The organism is Brevibacillus sp. AF8 (assembly GCF_021270385.1).
Taxonomy (GTDB): Bacteria; Bacillota; Bacilli; order Brevibacillales; family Brevibacillaceae; genus Brevibacillus.
Genome location: NZ_JAGQDN010000002.1, coordinates 466193 through 482642 on the forward strand (window position 1 = coordinate 466193; position 16450 = coordinate 482642).

Annotated in this window: 17 protein-coding genes; 16 read left to right on the forward strand and 1 reads right to left on the reverse strand. The window is 49.8% G+C overall.

From position 1 onward, the window contains the following. Window positions 1-28: 28 nt before the first annotated feature. Window positions 29-1672 carry a PucR family transcriptional regulator gene (locus KB186_RS05450; RefSeq protein WP_221867071.1) on the reverse strand — a complete coding sequence of 548 codons (1644 nt, stop codon included), beginning with the start codon at window positions 1670-1672 and terminating at the stop codon, window positions 29-31. Window positions 1673-1825: 153 nt separating this feature from the next. Between KB186_RS05450 and KB186_RS05455 the strand changes: the two genes are divergently transcribed. The 16 genes from KB186_RS05455 (at window position 1826) to KB186_RS05530 (ending at window position 16421) form a co-directional block, all read left to right on the forward strand. Then, window positions 1826-2023, forward strand: coding sequence for a DUF3311 domain-containing protein (locus KB186_RS05455; RefSeq protein ID WP_026043050.1), 198 nt, complete (start codon window positions 1826-1828; stop codon window positions 2021-2023). Then, complete coding sequence (locus tag KB186_RS05460) at window positions 2020-3510, forward strand: sodium:solute symporter family protein (protein ID WP_173609433.1); 1491 nt, start codon at window positions 2020-2022, stop codon at window positions 3508-3510. Before KB186_RS05455 ends, KB186_RS05460 begins: the two co-directional genes overlap by 4 nt. A gap of 27 nt (window positions 3511-3537) precedes the next feature. Beyond that, window positions 3538-5160, forward strand: coding sequence for an amidohydrolase (locus KB186_RS05465; RefSeq protein ID WP_232773206.1), 1623 nt, complete (start codon window positions 3538-3540; stop codon window positions 5158-5160). Beyond that, window positions 5157-6416: a M20 family metallo-hydrolase gene (locus KB186_RS05470; RefSeq protein ID WP_221867069.1), complete on the forward strand. Its 1260-nt coding sequence runs from the start codon at window positions 5157-5159 to the stop codon at window positions 6414-6416. The genes KB186_RS05465 and KB186_RS05470 overlap by 4 nt, the downstream gene beginning before the upstream one ends. 128 nt (window positions 6417-6544) lie before the next feature. Beyond that, window positions 6545-7402: a carbon-nitrogen hydrolase family protein gene (locus KB186_RS05475; RefSeq protein ID WP_221867068.1), complete on the forward strand. Its 858-nt coding sequence runs from the start codon at window positions 6545-6547 to the stop codon at window positions 7400-7402. A 36-nt stretch (window positions 7403-7438) separates the two neighbouring features. Further along, complete coding sequence (locus KB186_RS05480; protein WP_221867067.1) at window positions 7439-8110, forward strand: GNAT family N-acetyltransferase; 672 nt, start codon at window positions 7439-7441, stop codon at window positions 8108-8110. Between the two features lie 41 nt (window positions 8111-8151). Beyond that, window positions 8152-8823, forward strand: a complete 672-nt coding sequence (locus KB186_RS05485) for a GNAT family N-acetyltransferase (RefSeq protein ID WP_173609428.1) — start codon at window positions 8152-8154, stop codon at window positions 8821-8823. Window positions 8824-8943: 120 nt separating this feature from the next. Then, window positions 8944-9279 (forward strand): DUF4406 domain-containing protein, encoded by a 336-nt coding sequence (locus KB186_RS05490; protein WP_173609427.1) that lies wholly within the window; start codon window positions 8944-8946, stop codon window positions 9277-9279. Between the two features lie 24 nt (window positions 9280-9303). Then, window positions 9304-9546 carry a hypothetical protein gene (locus KB186_RS05495; RefSeq protein WP_173609426.1) on the forward strand — a complete coding sequence of 81 codons (243 nt, stop codon included), beginning with the start codon at window positions 9304-9306 and terminating at the stop codon, window positions 9544-9546. After that, a complete protein-coding gene (locus tag KB186_RS05500; protein WP_232773207.1) occupies window positions 9543-10841 on the forward strand; it encodes a sigma-54 interaction domain-containing protein in 1299 nt (432 codons plus the stop codon). Before KB186_RS05495 ends, KB186_RS05500 begins: the two co-directional genes overlap by 4 nt. Before the next feature lie 162 nt (window positions 10842-11003). Continuing rightward, window positions 11004-11873: an energy-coupling factor transporter ATPase gene (locus tag KB186_RS05505; RefSeq protein WP_232773208.1), complete on the forward strand. Its 870-nt coding sequence runs from the start codon at window positions 11004-11006 to the stop codon at window positions 11871-11873. Continuing rightward, window positions 11870-12730 carry an energy-coupling factor transporter ATPase gene (locus KB186_RS05510; protein ID WP_173609423.1) on the forward strand — a complete coding sequence of 287 codons (861 nt, stop codon included), beginning with the start codon at window positions 11870-11872 and terminating at the stop codon, window positions 12728-12730. Before KB186_RS05505 ends, KB186_RS05510 begins: the two co-directional genes overlap by 4 nt. Window positions 12731-12743: 13 nt before the next feature. Continuing rightward, complete coding sequence (locus tag KB186_RS05515) at window positions 12744-13580, forward strand: energy-coupling factor transporter transmembrane component T family protein (protein WP_173609422.1); 837 nt, start codon at window positions 12744-12746, stop codon at window positions 13578-13580. Between the two features lie 66 nt (window positions 13581-13646). Next, entirely contained in the window at window positions 13647-14204 is a 558-nt protein-coding gene (locus KB186_RS05520; protein WP_056493023.1) for an ECF transporter S component, read from the forward strand. Continuing rightward, window positions 14204-15166, forward strand: a complete 963-nt coding sequence (locus tag KB186_RS05525) for a P1 family peptidase (protein WP_221867066.1) — start codon at window positions 14204-14206, stop codon at window positions 15164-15166. Before KB186_RS05520 ends, KB186_RS05525 begins: the two co-directional genes overlap by 1 nt. A 37-nt stretch (window positions 15167-15203) precedes the next feature. Next, the gene (locus KB186_RS05530; RefSeq protein WP_173609420.1) at window positions 15204-16421 is read left to right on the forward strand and encodes a M20 family metallopeptidase; all 1218 of its coding nucleotides are present in this window, start codon (window positions 15204-15206) and stop codon (window positions 16419-16421) included. The last annotated feature ends 29 nt before the right edge of the window (window positions 16422-16450 follow it).

Here is a 16450-nt window from a genome sequence, read left to right on the forward strand (position 1 = left end):
CCTGACTTTCCCATTCATTATACCAAGTTTAATGACGATGCCCAATGACATGTGCAGTTATGGCGATGCGAAGCAGCATTTGATCGTGCCCGTTTTCCGCATTCAATCCGGTCCACTCGCGGATGAGCTGAATGCGGTATTTGATTGTATTTTTATGGACATACAAACGACGCGCGGCTTCGGCGTAATTACCATCGGCTTGCAAAAACACTTGCAAGGTTTGTAAGAGCTGTCCGTTTTTTTCTCGATCATAGCTTTGGATTTTACCCAGACATTCTTTTGCAAAGGCTTGGGCTTCTGTCGCAGGATCGACTGCGTACATGATTCGCTCAAGTCCCAAGTCGTGGTAGCTTTTGACGCGAAAAGAAGCGACGTTGGCTGGGCTTGCCGAATGTAATGCGGTTTGCAAGCTGACTACTGCTTCCCGATAACTGCGAACGATGCCTTCCCGTTCAGGATGATATCGCCCAATTCCTGCAAAGACGGGCTGATCCAATTGCTTGGTGAACGTCTGTAAGCACTGTTCTTGCAGCCATTGCGAGAGCGATTCAGTGGGTGCATGGTTAGATTTCGGCACGAGCAAGAGGACACGATTTTCCTGATCCAATCCATACAGAATCGCTCCATTGGTAGAAAAAAAGCTGTGAAACGCGTTCAGAAGATGATGATTTTCTTGCCAAAGTACCATGCCGGTCTTGTCATGAGGGGAGGTGCTTAGGAGCATCGCGACATAGTGATCGGACAACTCCCAGCCGACTTCATCCGCCTTTCGCATGAGCATTTCGTGTGAGACGATCTGCCCACTGACGAGTTGTTGCAAAAAATCATTGCGAAAACGTTGGAATGTTTCCTGGATGGCTCGTTGTCGCTGCATTTCAAGGGACAAGAGGGCAGCACTTTGCTCGATGGCGACTTTTTCCCACGCGTATAGATCACGCTCCCGCTGTCCAATGATGATGGTTCCCTGCACGATTTGGTCGTGGAGAAGCCACCGGACATGGATTCCCTCTTTTTGTTTGCTAAGCGGCTCTTGTGTTAGTCGGATCGGGGCGCGTTGACCGTACCGCTTGTCCAATGAATCATCGCGTGGGATCGAACCAAACGAGGAATCCCATTTCCATTTATGCTGGGGGACGTGGATGGAGACAGGAGCAGCAAGGATATCGGACAGTAAATCTGTCAATGCAGAAATCGGAGCTCCTCCCGTCAAAAAGTGATGGAACCGTTCATAAATGGCGTGGGTTCTGTCCAGCTCGATGCGCTGTTTGTCATTGATGTACTGAACGACTGGCACGATAACATCTGACCAAGCTTTTTCCATCGGAAAGGACAGGATGGGAAATGCTTTTTTCGTAGCGTGGGAGAGAACGGCTTCAGGAAGATTCTCGATGTATCGACCTAATTTGATGGCAAGCCCAGGTGTGCCGATGGCGACTAGCTCATCGATGAGTGTTATCAGTCGTTTTGTACATGTTTTTTGCTGAGAGAGGAATGGGAAGCCTGTCGTCAGAACGAATTCACCAGATCGCAACCACCTATGGCCATCGGGAGAATCAAAGGAAGTAACATTCAACAGCTCATTTTCTAAAGAGTCCGCGCCTGCAAGCACTGACGATTCATCAAAGCCACCAACTTGTATGAGCTCACGGACAGTAATCATTACGCTCACCATGCCTTCTTCATCTTTTGGCTACTCGCACAAAACCCCGTTCCGTTTTCTGGCCATGTGAACAAAGGAACTATTTGAATTTTTAGATAATACTAATGTACATGTCCAGGATGTGTACAGGCAATGGGACAAATCGAGCAAACTGGGGGGAGTCGTATGAAAGCGAGAGATTGGCTAGGGGTACTGCCATTCATTGGGATGCTGGGAGGAATTCCGTTTGTGAATCGGGTTGAGCCTTACGTATTAGGCATGCCGTTTGTCCTGTTTTGGATTGTTCTCTGGGTAGTCTTAACTTCCGTTATCATGGCATTCCTCAACAAAATCGATCCTGCTACGAAGGAGGACGGCCAATGAATATCGCCTTGATCATTATTTTTGCCTTTTTATTGCTGTCCTTCTATTCCGGTATTCGTGCGCAACAAGGGAAAGACATGAATATGGAACAATGGACCGTTGGCGGCAGAGGATTCGGTTCGATCTTTATTTTCTTGCTGGTAGCAGGCGAAATTTATACGACATTCACCTTCTTGGGGGGCAGTGGTTGGGCGTACTCCAAAGGGGCACCTTCTTACTACGTTCTCTCTTATATTTCCCTCGCCTATGTCATTTCCTACTGGCTCTTGCCGCCGATTTGGCAGTATGCAAAAGAGCACAAGCTCGTCTCCCAATCCGATTTTTTTGTAAGCAAGTACAAGAGTCCGATACTCGGCATTTTGGTCGCAGCAGTCGGAGTCATTGCGATTATTCCGTATCTCGTCCTCCAATTCAAAGGGCTGGGGATCATCGTATCGGAAGCATCCTATGGCTCGATTTCGCCTGCTGCTGCGATATGGATCGGGGTCATTGTTGTGACCATTTACGTCATGATCTCAGGAATTCACGGTTCGGCTTGGACGGCGGCGATCAAGGACATCATGATTTTCTTTGTCGTCGTTTTCCTCGGGCTTTATCTTCCGTTTCATTATTACGGGGGCATCCAGCCAATGTTTGAAGCCGTACAAGACTCCAATCCTGGTTTCTTGACGTTCCCTGAGGAGGGTTTAAGCATTTCCTGGTACATTTCGACGGTGCTGGTAACGGTGTTCGGCTTTTACATGTGGCCGCATACGTTCGGCTCTGTGTTTTCTGCGAAAAATGCGAATGTGTTCCGCAAAAATACGATTATGCTGCCGCTCTATACCTTGATGCTTTTGTTTGTGTTTTTTGTCGGCTTTACGGCGATCCTGCAAGTCCCCGGTTTAAAAGGGGCGGACGGTGATTTGTCCTTGCTTCGTCTGTCGTTGCAAACATTCGATCCGTGGGTAGTCGGGATCATTGGAGCAGCAGGCTTGCTAACGGCACTCGTACCAGGCTCGATGCTATTGATGACAGGGGCGACGCTTTTGGCGAAAAATGTGTACAAAGTTATGGCTCCGCACACATCTGACGTACAAATCGCCCGGATTGCCAAATGGTTGGTGCCTGTCATCTCGTTGATCTCGCTGTATTTTGCACTGAGTGGGGGAGATACGCTCGTTACGTTGCTATTAATGGGCTACAGTTTGGTCACACAGTTGTTTCCAGCCTTGCTTTTTAGTCTTCCTGCCAAGCCGTGGGTGAATAAATACGGAGCGTTTGCCGGAATTTTATGTGGGGTGTCAACCGTTGCGTATGTGACTATTTTCCAAGTGACGATTGCGACCCTGTTTCCGAATTGGCCAGCCGTTGTCAAAGACTTGAACATTGGTGTCGTGGCATTGCTAGTCAATCTTGTCGTGATGTTTAGTGTGACGTTAGTGACGAGGAATCTTTTTGCACTGAATCGTCATGCCGCAAAGACAGAAGGGACACCAACTCTTTAATACTAATCCTTTAAAGGAGGCAGTTATATGGCAGATACTGTTTTTATCAACGGACAGGTGATCACGGTAGATCAAGAGAATCGGGTGGCGGCGGCGGTGGCAGTCAGAGGGAATCGCATTCTTGCTGTCGGGTCTAATGAAGATGTGAAGCAGTTGATTCAATCACATACAAACGTCATTGATTTGCAAGGGAAAAGTCTATTGCCCGGCTTCATCGATGCCCACCTGCATATTACGATATACGGTACGAACAAGCTGGGGGTTGATTGCAAAGCGAGAGGGATCAGGTCAATTGATGATCTGCTCACTGCACTGAAAGAACAAGCGGAAAAAACACCCAGAGGGGAATGGGTGAGGGCATGTGGTTTCGATGAAAATCTCATGCAAGAGCAACGCTATCCGACACTCGCCGAGCTGGATGAAGTGACGACAGCATATCCCGTTTTTGTCATGAGGACGTGCGCTCATCACTCTGTCGTAAACAGCAGAGCGCTTGCCATTGCAGGTTACGACAGAGACACAGCCGATCCACAAGGTGGACGCATTGAGCGTGATGCAGATGGTGAGCTAACCGGATTCCTCATCGAAACGGCACATATGAACATGTTTGAAAAAGCTGCTTTTACAGAAGCCGAGTATATCGAAGGTCTGCGATTGGCTTCGAAAGACTTTGTTGCTGCGGGCATTACGAGTGTCCATGATGCGGGAGGATACGGTACAGAGAACTATCGGGCAATGCAAAAAGCGGTACAGAAAGGTGACGTAAAAGTTCGCATCTACGCAATGGTTTGTGCGCTGAATCAATCGGATGATTTTGTCCGCAGGATGATCGATGCGGGAATGGTAACGGGTACGGGGAATGCTCGCTTCCGTATCGGACCTGCGAAGGTTTTTACCGATGGGGCAAGCATTGCGCCCACGATGGCCATGCGTGAACCGTTCACCAGCCGACCAGATGATTACGGAATTCTCTACTATGAACAGGACGAGTTGAATACCATTTTGGGAGAGGCACATGCAAAAGGTTTTCAAATTACCGCTCATGCCCAGGGAGATCGAGCGATTGACATGCTGCTGACAAGCTTTGAAACGGCATTAGAAGCCCATCCGCGCGAGAACCACCGACATCGGATTGAGCATGCGGGTGTATCTGCGCCTGATCTGTTGGCGAGAATGGCTCGGCTAGGTGTCGTACCCATTCCGAATCCTGCTTTTATCTATGATTACGGCGATTCGTATGTGAAAAATATCGGAGAGCGTGTCGGACATATGTTTCCGGCGAGGGATCAGGTAGACGCGGGGATCATTGCGGCAGGCGCATCGGATAGTCCCGTGACTGATTTCAACCCGCTGATCGGGATTCATGCTGCTGTTAATCGGTTGAGTAAAACAGGTCAGGATGTGGGGATCAATCAAAGGGTCAGCATCATGGAGGCGATTCGCATGTTTACTTGGAACGGAGCGTACGCCAGCTTTGAGGAGGGGATCAAAGGGAGTATTGAAGTCGGGAAGCTGGCTGATCTCGTGGTGCTGGACGGCGATATTTTGGCAACGCGGGCAGATCGCATCAAAGAGCTGCGCGTAGACAAAACGATGATAGATGGAGAGTTCGTCTATCATCGCCAAGATGAGGAGGTTCTACAAGCATGAACGTAAAAGCGAGAAAGCTTGCGATCAATGAAGAACGCCTGCAAAAACGAATCGAGCAATTGGCGCAAATCGGGAAAATAGGTGAGACGGGTGTATGTCGACTCGCTTTGTCCGCTGAAGACCGGGCAGGCGTAGAGCTGGTGCGTAGCTGGATGGAAGAAGCCGGTCTTCAGACCCGGATCGATGACTTTGGCAATTTGATTGGCCGGATGATGGGGAAGGATGAGCAAGCCCCGATTCTGATGATTGGCTCTCATATCGATTCGCAGCCATATGGTGGGCAGTACGATGGTGTGATCGGCGTATTGGGGGGATTGGAGGTCGTCCAGACGTTGAATGAACAAGGAATCATACCCACACAACCTATTGAAGTCGTTGCGTTTTGTGACGAGGAAGGGTGCCGGTTTCAAAAAGGACTGTTTGGCTCCAAAGGCATTCTCGGCATGCTGGACACGACAGACTTGGAGCGGACGGACAAAAACGGGATTACACGCAGGCAGGCACTGGTTGATTTTGGCTGCGATCTTGATCGCCTGGAAGCGTCTATTTATCCAAAAGGCAGCATTGGTGCTTATCTCGAGCTGCATATTGAGCAGGGGCCGATTCTCGATGATGCCAAAGAAGCGATTGGAATCGTGTCGGCGATATCGGGGCCTTTGTGGTGGACGGTCGAGCTGACTGGCTTTGCCGGGCATGCTGGTTCCGTACCGATGCCGATGAGAAAGGATGCACTGGTCGGAGCGGCCAAAGTAATTTTGGCAGTAAACGAGTTGGCAAAGCTCGATCCACAAGCGCCGACAGTTGGTACAGTCGGTCATTTGGAGGTCTTCCCGGATTCGCGCAACATCATTCCCGAGCGGGTGCGTTTTTCGATTGATTTGCGCGACATTGATTTGCAGCGACGCGATGAGCGCGAACAAGCGTTGCGCGAGGCGATTGAGCTAGCCGCCGTAGAAGGCGGATTGCAATATACCATTACGGAAGATACGAATAGTGACCCGCGTTACTGTGCCGACTGGATAAAGGCAATCATGCATGAGGAGAGCAGCAAGCTCGGTGCCTCTGTGCGCGAGCTAATGAGTGGACCTTTCCATGACGCATTGGCGCTCTCCTACGTCTGTGATTACGGGATGATTTTTGTCCGCTGCAAGGACGGAATCAGTCATAATCCAAAAGAATACGCAGCCTATGAAGACGTGGCGCTGGGAACAGAGCTGCTCTACAAAACCGTATTGCGGATGAGCACCAACCATTAAAAGAGAGAGTCGCCCGTCTAAGCGGATAGGCGACTTTTTTCATACAGTCTATGACGAGACTTTACAGACTGTTTTTGATATATTTTATTCTTAGAGGTTCTTATCACGTCTGAGGAAGGAAGAATGACATGAAAATGCGTGTTTCCGCTGTGCAGTACCATCTGCATACCATACATAGCTTTGAAGACTTCGCCAATCAAGTTGAGCACTACGTGAAAAACGCGCAAGAGTACGACACAGAATTTCTCCTTTTCCCGGAGCTGTTTACGACTCAACTCATGTCAATCGGAGACGAACAGGGCCATGCGCTGCCGATTACGGCATTGCCATCGTTCACGGACCGTTATGTCGAGCTATTTCGTTCCCTCGCTGCCAAATATGAGATGCATCTGATTGGTGGAACGCACATCATCGAAGAAAACGGCAAGCTTTACAATACGGCTTTTCTGTTCTACCCGGATGGACGTGTAGGCCAGCAGAAAAAAATCCATATCACGCCATGGGAAGTAAAAGGCTGGAACATGGGGGCTGGCGACTCGCTGCAAATCTTTGAGACCGACAAAGGGAAGGTCGCGATGATTATTTGCTACGACATCGAGTTCCCTGAGTGGGTGCGCATCGCCAAAGCACGGGGTGCAGACGTCATTTTCTGCCCGTCTTGCACGGATGATCGCCATGCGTTCCACCGCGTACGTTATAGCAGTCATGCCCGGACGATTGAAAATCAAGTGTATGTGGTGCTGACTGGAACAGTAGGCTCGCTGCCGACAGTTGATTTCATGCGAGCGAACTTTGGACAAGCGGCGATCTTGACACCAAACGATGTGCCGTTCCCTCCGCGAGGCATTCTTGCTGAAGGGGAAATCAACCACGACATGATGGTAACCGCTGACCTGGATATTCAATTGCTATACGACGTGCGGGAAAAAGGTTCTGTCACAACCTGGCGCGACCGCCGCACTGATTTGTATACAGACTGGAAGTAAGCAACCCATCGTGATCAGGACAGCAGGAGGATGAATATGTACAGAAAAGAGCTGTATGTATTTGAAGGGAACAAGCCACGCAGAGCCGTCATACGCAACTACAATCGGGCAGACTTCTTCGAATTGATCCAAATACAGGCGGAGAGCTTTCCTCCGCCATTCCCGTCTGAGCTATGGTGGAATCAGGAGCAGCTGACGAACCATATTACGCTGTTCCCGGAAGGTGCCATTTGTGTAGAAGTGGATGGCGTTTTGGCAGGTTCGATGACAGGGTTGCTCGTGAAGTTTGATCCCGCTCAACCCGAGCATAAGTGGGAGGATGTCACGGATAGCGGTTATATCCGTAATCATGATCCGCAAGGGGACACGCTGTACATCGTAGATATTTGCATTCGCCCGAGCTTCCGCAAGCTGGGATTGGGCCAACAGATGATGCAAGCGATGTATGAGCTGGTGGTACAAAAGAAACTGCGCAGATTGCTCGGCGGAGGTCGCATGCCAGGATATGGTCGTTATGCAGACCAATGGTCGCCTGAGCAGTATTTAGAGCGTGTTCTGACAGGGGAAGTAAGAGACCCGGTGATTACATTTCTCATGCGCTGTGGTCGCACGCCTGTTCAGGTCGTAGCGAATTATTTGGAAGATGAGGAATCTCGCAACTACGCGACACTCATGGAATGGAAAAATCCATTTCAGCAGCATCTGTAGGGCGTTTATCCGACATAATCGATCGAGAGGGGATTCGACTGATGGAATTCGTACGTATTCAACATATTGACAATCCGCTGTTTGCGAAGATGCACCGTTTGATGCAAGAGGTTTTTCCGCCTGAGGAAGTATTGGCGTACGATCTGTGGAAAGAACCACTGGAAGATCCGGGCATTCGTGTATTTGTAGCTGTACACGAAGGAGAAGTTGTGGGCGCTACCGAATACCGTTATTACACGGACATGAACGTAGCCATGACAGATTTTACGATCATTGGTCGCGAAGGACTCGGAGTAGGACGATTCCTCGCTAGAGAGCGTCAAAAGGACCTGCTCGCGCTGGCTGCTGAAAACGGCAAGGAGTTGTACGGGATGTTTGCCGAAATCTACGACCCGTACCGTGTGGAAGAACACAGCTTTGGCGGAATTAAGCCCATGGACCCATTTGTACGCCGTGAAGTGCTCTCTCATCTGGGCTACAAACGTACGAACTTTACCTACGTACATCCATCCTGGCAAAATGACGGCGAAGCGGTATCCGGACTCGATCTGGGTTTCATGCCGACAAACGAAGAGCAAACGACGCTCGAAGCCGAACTGATCGTCACGTTCTTGAAGCGTTATTACGCTGTGCTTCCACAAAAGCCACAGGCATGGCTCGATATGGTGAAAGACTTGGAGAGCAAAGAAACGGTGGAACTGCTCCCCATCTAATCGAAAGACAACAAGAACCAACTCTCCTGTGGAGCTATGTTCACGGCTCCATGGGAGTTTTTCGTAGTAGGCTAGTCAGATTATTACGAAAAAAACAGACCATATGGAGAGGGACATAAAATGAAAATCATCACCCTATGTGGGTCTACCAAATTCAAAAAGGAATTTGAGCAGGCGAATACGTATTTGACTCTCCAAGGAAACATCGTAATGAGTGTTGCCTTTTTCGAGCAGAGTGAGGGCTTTGCAATATCACAGGAGCAAGCAGTTTTACTCACAGACATTCACTTTCGAAAAATCGACTTGTCCGACGAGATATTTGTCATCGATGTAGAGGGCTATATCGGGAACAGTACAAGACAAGAAATTGCGTATGCGAAAGAACAAGGAAAGCCCGTTCATTATTACTCCAAGAGTGGGATCAACGATAAAGTGATTGCCGCATTCTTTCTCTAACCAGAAACAACAGAGGTGAAACAGGTGAAAGCTCAAAATCTAGCATCGATCTTCCTTTACATAGCCGTCATCTTTCACTTGCTGGGCATGAGCGGCTGGACTTCTGCCAAGCTGGCACAACCGATTGAGCTGGCCATTCTCGCGCTGATGCTCCTGTCCATTTTCGTTTTACGGAAAAAGAAACGAAAAAAGCGTCGGGCAAGAAGGCCAGCACCAGAAGTAGCCGTTCTGCTTGAGCAAGCCGAGGAAGGAGAGCCAGGCAAATGATTCACGACATCCACATGCAGGCGATTCTGGACGCTTCTCACGACGGGATTATCGCGGTCGATCGGGATTCCATGATTATCGGGGTCAATAAAAACGCGATGGAAATACTCGGTCTGCCAAGCAATATCGTTGGACAAAAAATTACCCGTTATATCCCCAATTCAGATATGTTGAGGATTTTGGCAACAGGAAAAAAAGAGATTGGGGACATTGCGACGATTCTGAATCGACAAATTATCATCAACCGTTTGCCGATTGTCGTGGAGGGTGAAATCGTGGGTGCGGTGTCTACTTTTAAAGAGATCACCGACATTCAAAAAATGGAGATGCGCATTCGCAAGCAGAGCATGGAGAGCGGCTTGGAAGCCAAATTCCGCCTGGAGGATATCGTGGGAGAGTCTTTTGCGATCCGGGAAGCGAAGGAATGGGCGGAAACATTTGCAAGGACAGATGCGACAGTTCTCATACAGGGGGAGACTGGGACTGGCAAGGAGCTGTTTGCCCAAGGGATTCATTTGAGCAGCCAGCGCGCAACCGGTCCGTTCATCCCGGTTAACTGTGCGGCTCTCCCTGGCAATTTATTGGAGAGCGAGTTGTTTGGATACGAGGAAGGAGCTTTTACAGGCGCACGAAAAGGCGGAAAGCCCGGGCTGTTTGAATTGGCCCACGGAGGCACTCTGTTTCTCGATGAAATCGGTGAGTTGTCAATCCCGATCCAAGCATTGCTCTTGCGTATCTTGCAAGAGAAAAAAGTGCGCAGGATCAGCGGGGAGCGCATCGTCCCGGTCGATGTGAGAATCATCGCGGCAACGAATCGGGATTTGGAACGGCTGGTAGAAGAAAACCAGTTTCGATCAGACTTGTACTTCCGATTGAACGTGTTGACGCTTGAGTTACCTGCTTTGCGCGAGCGAATTGAAGATATTCCGTTATTGGTGGCGTCGATTATGGAAGAAATCAAGGAACGGGAAAATAAAAGGCATTTGAAAGTAGAAGAGGCCGTTTTTCACGTTTTCAAACAATATGACTGGCCAGGCAATGTACGAGAGTTGCGCAACGTGGTGGAAAGAATGGTCTTGCTTTGCAAGGACGACGCGCTTGGCAAGAAGGACACAGCTTTTTTTGCCAAGAAGCTGTATCAGCGACAATCTTACCGAGACCAAGAAGAGGGAGAAGCAGAAGTCATCCGAAAGGTGTTGGCTGAGACAAAGGGAAACAAGGGGGAGGCGGCGAAAATTTTGGGAATGGATCGATCCACCCTGTGGAGAAAAATGAAGCGCTACGAAAGGTCGTAGAAATTGATGCAAGTGCAACATCAGCGATGCATGTTTGCAACAGAGTAAGCACCGTTAATTGCATAATTAACAGAAAATTAAAAACATATTCGTTTGGCATGGTAGTTGCTTATTTATGGGGATCACAACATAACGACTTTTACGAAGAGGCGAGGGGAGAGCATGACACCACAACCGATTATTCGTGTAGAAAATGTCTCGTTTGCCTATCAGGTTAACCAAGATCAACAAATTCCTGTCCTGCAAAATGTCTCCCTAGAAGTGTTTCCAGGAGAATATGTCGCCATTATCGGTCATAATGGGTCCGGTAAGTCAACGCTGTCTAAGCATCTCAATGGAATTTTGACTCCAAAGGAAGGTGACGTCATCGTTAACGGCATCAACACGCGTGAAAAACAGCGCATCCATGAAGTGAGGAGCCGTGTCGGGATGGTTTTTCAGCATCCGGACAATCAGATTGTCGCGACGATTGTAGAGGACGATGTGGCTTTCGGATTGGAGAACATCGGGACATCGGCGGAAGAGATGAAAACACGAGTGGATTTTGCCTTAGAGGCAGTAGGAATGAGTGCATTTCGCCATCGCCCGCCTCATCATTTGTCTGGCGGACAAAAGCAGCGGATCGCCATTGCGGGTATATTGGCGATGAAGCCCCAAGTCCTTGTCATGGATGAAGCGACGAGTATGCTGGACAGCTACGGTAGACTGGATATTTTGGCAGTCGTTCGCAAGCTGCATCGCGAAGGAATGACGATTGTCACAGTGACCCATCACATGTCAGAGGTAGCAGAAGCAGATCGCGTCATCGTGATGGAGGGCGGCAAGATCGTATTGGAGGGGACTCCACGAGAAGTATTTTCCCATCAGGAAAGACTTCGCGAACTCCATCTGGATGTTCCAGACGCGAGCCGAATCGCTCATCTCGTCCACTCCGAATATAGCGAATTTACCCCTGATCTCATCCACAATGAGGAAGTTGTTGCGGAGGTTAATCGTCTATACGTCAGACAAGCGGAGGCGAGTGGTTCATGACGCAACCGATCGTAAACGTAGAAAATCTTTCTCATGTCTATATGCAGGGAACACCTCTCGAACATCGGGCTCTCGATCAGGTAAGCATCCAGGTGGCAGAGGGCGAATGCTTGGCCATTATCGGTCATACCGGATCGGGAAAATCGACGTTAATCCAGCATTTTAACGGTCTGATTCGCCCGCAGTCCGGTACGGTCATCATCAATGGAATGGACGTATCTTCACCCAAAATCGATATTCGTACATTGCGCAGACAAGTAGGGCTCGTTTTTCAAAATCCGGAGGATCAACTGTTCGAAAAACTGGTCGGTGATGATGTAGCCTATGGCCCTTTTCGGATGGGGCTGCCTTTAGAGGAAGTGCGGCGACGTGTTCAGTGGGCGATGGACTTGGTCGGCCTCTCGTTTCAGGAGATGAAAGATCGTCCGACATTTGCCCTAAGTGGAGGGCAGAAGCGCAAGGTGGCATTGGCTGGTGTCCTTTCCTTGCAACCCAAGGTTCTCGTGCTTGATGAGCCAACTGCCGGGTTGGACCCGCGCTCTCGTCTTGAGCTATTGGAACGCATCCGCAGTCTCAATCGGGAAGAAAAGCTAACGGTTATTTTCGTCTCACACAATATGGAAGAGGTCGCCAAGCTTGCAGATCGTGTCTACGTTATGGCAAACGGCCAATCAGTCTGCGAAGGGACACCACGACAAATTTTTAGCAATCAGGAATTGCTGCGACAGCATCACATCGGCACACCGGAATCAGTCGATATTTTATACAGGCTCCGTGAGCATGGCTACAGCATCGATCCTAGCGCTTTTTTACCCGAAGAGACAGCGATGGAAATTTTGAAACTGTTGAACCGCTAAGGAGGGGGTCCACATGTCAGCAGAATTTGAATTGACGCGAAATATTACGATCGGTCAATATTTGCCCACTGCTTCGGTCGTTCATCGTCTCGATCCTCGTTTCAAGCTTGGTGCTTTCGTCATTCTCATCTTAGCGATTGCCATCTGCGATACATATGTGGGCAATCTGTTTGCTTTAGCCATTTGTATCTGGATGTTTCAAATCTCGAAGATCCCTCTGCATTACGGCATATCCGGGATCAAGCCCGCTATCCCCTTTATCATTATATTGGCGATCATGCAGTTGCTTTTTTACGGGGAGGTTGTCAATGGCGGAACGGTTTATTTGAAATACGGCTTCATCACGATCACGAGTGAGAGTGTACGCCTCGTCATTGTGTCTGCCATGCGCTTTGTAGAAGTGATCTTCTTATCGAGTGTCCTCACGCTCAGCACTTCTACGACGGAACTCACGCACGGCATGGAGCGACTGCTGGGGCCTTTGGAAAAAGTGAAGTTTCCCGTTCACGCGTTTGCATTGATCATTACGATTGCTGTGCGCTTTGTACCTACCTTCGCGATGGAAATGGAAAAAATGATGAAAGCACAAGCGTCTCGCGGTGCAGACTTCGGTACAGGAGAATGGTGGCGGATTATCCAGAGAACAAAAGATATGTTTCCTATCATTATCCCGCTGTTTAATGTGGCGCTCTCCAGAGCTGAAGATTTGATTTTGGCAATGGAAGCCAGATGCTACACACCAGGTGCCGCACGGACCAGATACACCCAGTACAAGGCAGTAGGCAAGGATTACGTCGCGCTGATCGCAAGCATAGTCATTTCTGCCGCCATGCTCGCCATACCTTGGTAAGGAAGACTAGCGGGAACTCGCCCGAGTAGGGCATTCCACATAAAACTCGTAAAAGGAGGAGTATGCATGGAAAAAGGCTTGACCGTTCGCAAGATTGTCATTGCAGGCGTTTTGGGGGCGATCGCGATTTTGCTCGGGGTGACTCGTCTCGGCTACATTCCGGTTCCGACAGCAGCAGGCAATGCCACTATTATGCACATCCCGGCAGTTATCGGGGGCATAATGGAGGGCTGGGGCGTTGGTATGATCATTGGCCTTATATTTGGAGTCTCTTCTTTCTTAAATGCCACCGTCCCGCTGTTTAAAGACCCTCTTGTCGCCATCCTGCCACGGTTGTTCATCGGCGTGACTGCTTACTTGACCTATGTTGGTTTGAAAAACGTCAATCAGTACTTGGCGATTGGTGCCGCTGGTTTTATCGGGGCGATGACAAACACGATCCTGGTACTGGGCATGGCCGTTATTCGAGGCTACATGACGCTTGGTGTAGCGACAACAGTCGCAATCACGAGCGGCTTGCCAGAAGCAATTGTTTCTGTCATTGTGACATTGGCAGTCGTGGCGGCCTGGAAGAAGTTAGGCTCAGCGGGCAGGCAAAAATCAAAAATTTCAGGAGACTTATAATGACCGGAACGATAGTTGACGTACCCGGCGTTCTTGTCGGGCATGCACAAAACGAAGAAACATTAACGGGATGCAGTGTGATTATGCTGGAAAAGCCGTCTGTCTGCGGCGTGGATGTCCGGGGTTCAGCCCCGGGCACTCGTGAGACGGATCTCTTGGACCCGCTCAATCTGGTGAGTGTCGTCCATGCAATTTGCCTTTCGGGTGGTAGTGCATACGGCTTGGATGCTGCCTCAGGTGTCATGCAGTATTTGGAGGAACAAGGCATCGGGCTAGATGTTGGCTATGGCGTCGTTCCTATCGTTCCAGCAGCAGTCTTGTTCGACCTGGCTGTAGGCGACTATCGGGTTCGTCCAGATCGTCATATGGGCTATGAGGCAGCACAGGCAGCAAGCCGTGAGACAGTAGCACAAGGAAACGTCGGTGCTGGTACAGGTGCGTCAGTAGGCAAGCTGAATGGATTTGAGAATGCGATGAAGAGCGGGGTGGGCACAGCTTCCGTGATTCTACCGAAAGGACTCGTCATAGGCGCAATCGTTGCTGTAAATGCAGTCGGTCATGTCGTAGATCCACAGTCAGGGACGATCATAGCCGGACCGAGAGATGAACAGGGTACCATTCGGGATAGCGTGGAGATGATGCGCCAGCAAGCTTTTGCCCCAATCCCTCCAGGTACGAACACGACAATTGCCGTAGTCGCGAGCAATGCCCGCTTGTCCAAAGCAGAAGCAAACAAAGTTGCGCAAATGGCTCATGACGGGCTTGCCCGTACGATCCGTCCGATTCACACCATGTACGATGGCGATACGATCTTTGCTGTAGCAACAGGCGAAGTAGAGGTGAGTGTAGACCTGGTGGGCGCGTTGTCCGCAGATGTGCTGGCAGAAGCCGTCGTCCAAGCGGTTAAGCAAGCTGAGGAAGCAGGGGGGCTGCCATCTTATCGCAGTTACTTCCAGGAATAGGTGTAACAAAATTGGATGCAGAGGAGAGGGTTGGCGGATGAATCAGGTAATATCCTTTGTTGACGAGCAGGAAGTTGTACGCCTTACGCAGGAGCTGGTAAGAATTCCGAGTGTATTTCGCCCTGATCAGGCAGGAGCGAATGAAGAGCGGGTCGCGCTATTTGTCGCCGATTATCTTCGCAATATGGGTTTGCAGGTCTTCTATGAGGAGGTTGTTCCGGGCAGGCCGAATGTCATCGCTTTTTACGATTCGGGTAGACCTGGCAAAACGCTTTTGTTCGAAGCCCATACAGATGTCGTAACAGAAGGGGACCGGGATGCTTGGAGCTATGACCCTTTTGGCGGGACAATATCTGGTGGGCGTATCTACGGGCGTGGCTCCTGTGACACAAAAGGAAATCTGGCAGCTGCGATATGTGCCGTCAAAGCAATCCAACGATCCAAACAGTCTTTTACAGGAAAAATCCTCCTGTGCATCCCTTGCGATGAGGAGAGCATGATGATCGGGATCAAAGATTTCATCCGCCGCGGCTGGGCCAACAACGTTGATGCTGCGATCATCTGCGAACCGGAAGAAAATCAGCTCTGCATCACGCAAAAAGGAGCCATGCGAGCGATTCTTCGTACGTTTGGCAAAATGGCGCATGGTGCCATGCCACTGACAGGAATCAATCCAAACACAAGGATGGCACGCGCCATAGTCGCATTAGAAGAGCTGGAGCGCAAGGAAATGGCTCGTCTGGGAGAGCACCCGATGTTGGGGTGGCCGAGTATCACTCCGACGATTTTGCAGGCACCGGTCAAAGGAGACGCCCAGATCAACGTCGTACCCGATCAATGCATGACCACGCTTGATATTCGCACGGTACCCGGGCAGGACCACCAGGCGCTGTATAAAGAAATCAGTGAGATATTAGAAGGATTAAGCAAAGAAGATGACAAGTTCAAAGCCACCTTGGAAGTCATCGAAGAGCGCCCATGGACGTTGACTGGCATGAAGGAAGAAGTCGTGACTGCTGTCGCTAGCGCGTATCGGGAAATTACCAAAAAAGAACCCGTTTATAATGGCGTCCCAGGTGCGACAGATGGTACCTTCCTGCACAAGGCCGGCATTCCGATTTTGACGACAGGCGCAGGCGATCGTCACATCCCTCACCATGCAGATGAGTACGTAGCCATTGACCAATTGGTGGAATCCACCCAACTTTTTGCCTTGTCAGCGTTGACGTTTTTGACGCAGCCAGTTCGAGCTTGATCGCCCTATAAAAGAACTCTGCTTATGCT

What these genes read in the sequence shown, in the direction of transcription:
- KB186_RS05470 (WP_221867069.1), top strand. Translation starts at nt 5,157, where the DNA reads ATGAACGTAAAAGCGAGAAAGCTTGCGATCAATGAAGAACGCCTGCAA.
- KB186_RS05465 (WP_232773206.1), top strand. Translation starts at nt 3,538, where the DNA reads ATGGCAGATACTGTTTTTATCAACGGACAGGTGATCACGGTAGATCAA.
- KB186_RS05475 (WP_221867068.1), top strand. Translation starts at nt 6,545, where the DNA reads ATGAAAATGCGTGTTTCCGCTGTGCAGTACCATCTGCATACCATACAT.
- KB186_RS05530 (WP_173609420.1), top strand. Translation starts at nt 15,204, where the DNA reads ATGAATCAGGTAATATCCTTTGTTGACGAGCAGGAAGTTGTACGCCTT.
- KB186_RS05455 (WP_026043050.1), top strand. Translation starts at nt 1,826, where the DNA reads ATGAAAGCGAGAGATTGGCTAGGGGTACTGCCATTCATTGGGATGCTG.
- KB186_RS05485 (WP_173609428.1), top strand. Translation starts at nt 8,152, where the DNA reads ATGGAATTCGTACGTATTCAACATATTGACAATCCGCTGTTTGCGAAG.
- KB186_RS05460 (WP_173609433.1), top strand. Translation starts at nt 2,020, where the DNA reads ATGAATATCGCCTTGATCATTATTTTTGCCTTTTTATTGCTGTCCTTC.
- KB186_RS05510 (WP_173609423.1), top strand. Translation starts at nt 11,870, where the DNA reads ATGACGCAACCGATCGTAAACGTAGAAAATCTTTCTCATGTCTATATG.
- KB186_RS05525 (WP_221867066.1), top strand. Translation starts at nt 14,204, where the DNA reads ATGACCGGAACGATAGTTGACGTACCCGGCGTTCTTGTCGGGCATGCA.
- KB186_RS05450 (WP_221867071.1), bottom strand. Translation starts at nt 1,672, where the DNA reads ATGGTGAGCGTAATGATTACTGTCCGTGAGCTCATACAAGTTGGTGGC.
- KB186_RS05480 (WP_221867067.1), top strand. Translation starts at nt 7,439, where the DNA reads ATGTACAGAAAAGAGCTGTATGTATTTGAAGGGAACAAGCCACGCAGA.
- KB186_RS05490 (WP_173609427.1), top strand. Translation starts at nt 8,944, where the DNA reads ATGAAAATCATCACCCTATGTGGGTCTACCAAATTCAAAAAGGAATTT.
- KB186_RS05515 (WP_173609422.1), top strand. Translation starts at nt 12,744, where the DNA reads ATGTCAGCAGAATTTGAATTGACGCGAAATATTACGATCGGTCAATAT.
- KB186_RS05500 (WP_232773207.1), top strand. Translation starts at nt 9,543, where the DNA reads ATGATTCACGACATCCACATGCAGGCGATTCTGGACGCTTCTCACGAC.
- KB186_RS05505 (WP_232773208.1), top strand. Translation starts at nt 11,004, where the DNA reads ATGACACCACAACCGATTATTCGTGTAGAAAATGTCTCGTTTGCCTAT.
- KB186_RS05520 (WP_056493023.1), top strand. Translation starts at nt 13,647, where the DNA reads ATGGAAAAAGGCTTGACCGTTCGCAAGATTGTCATTGCAGGCGTTTTG.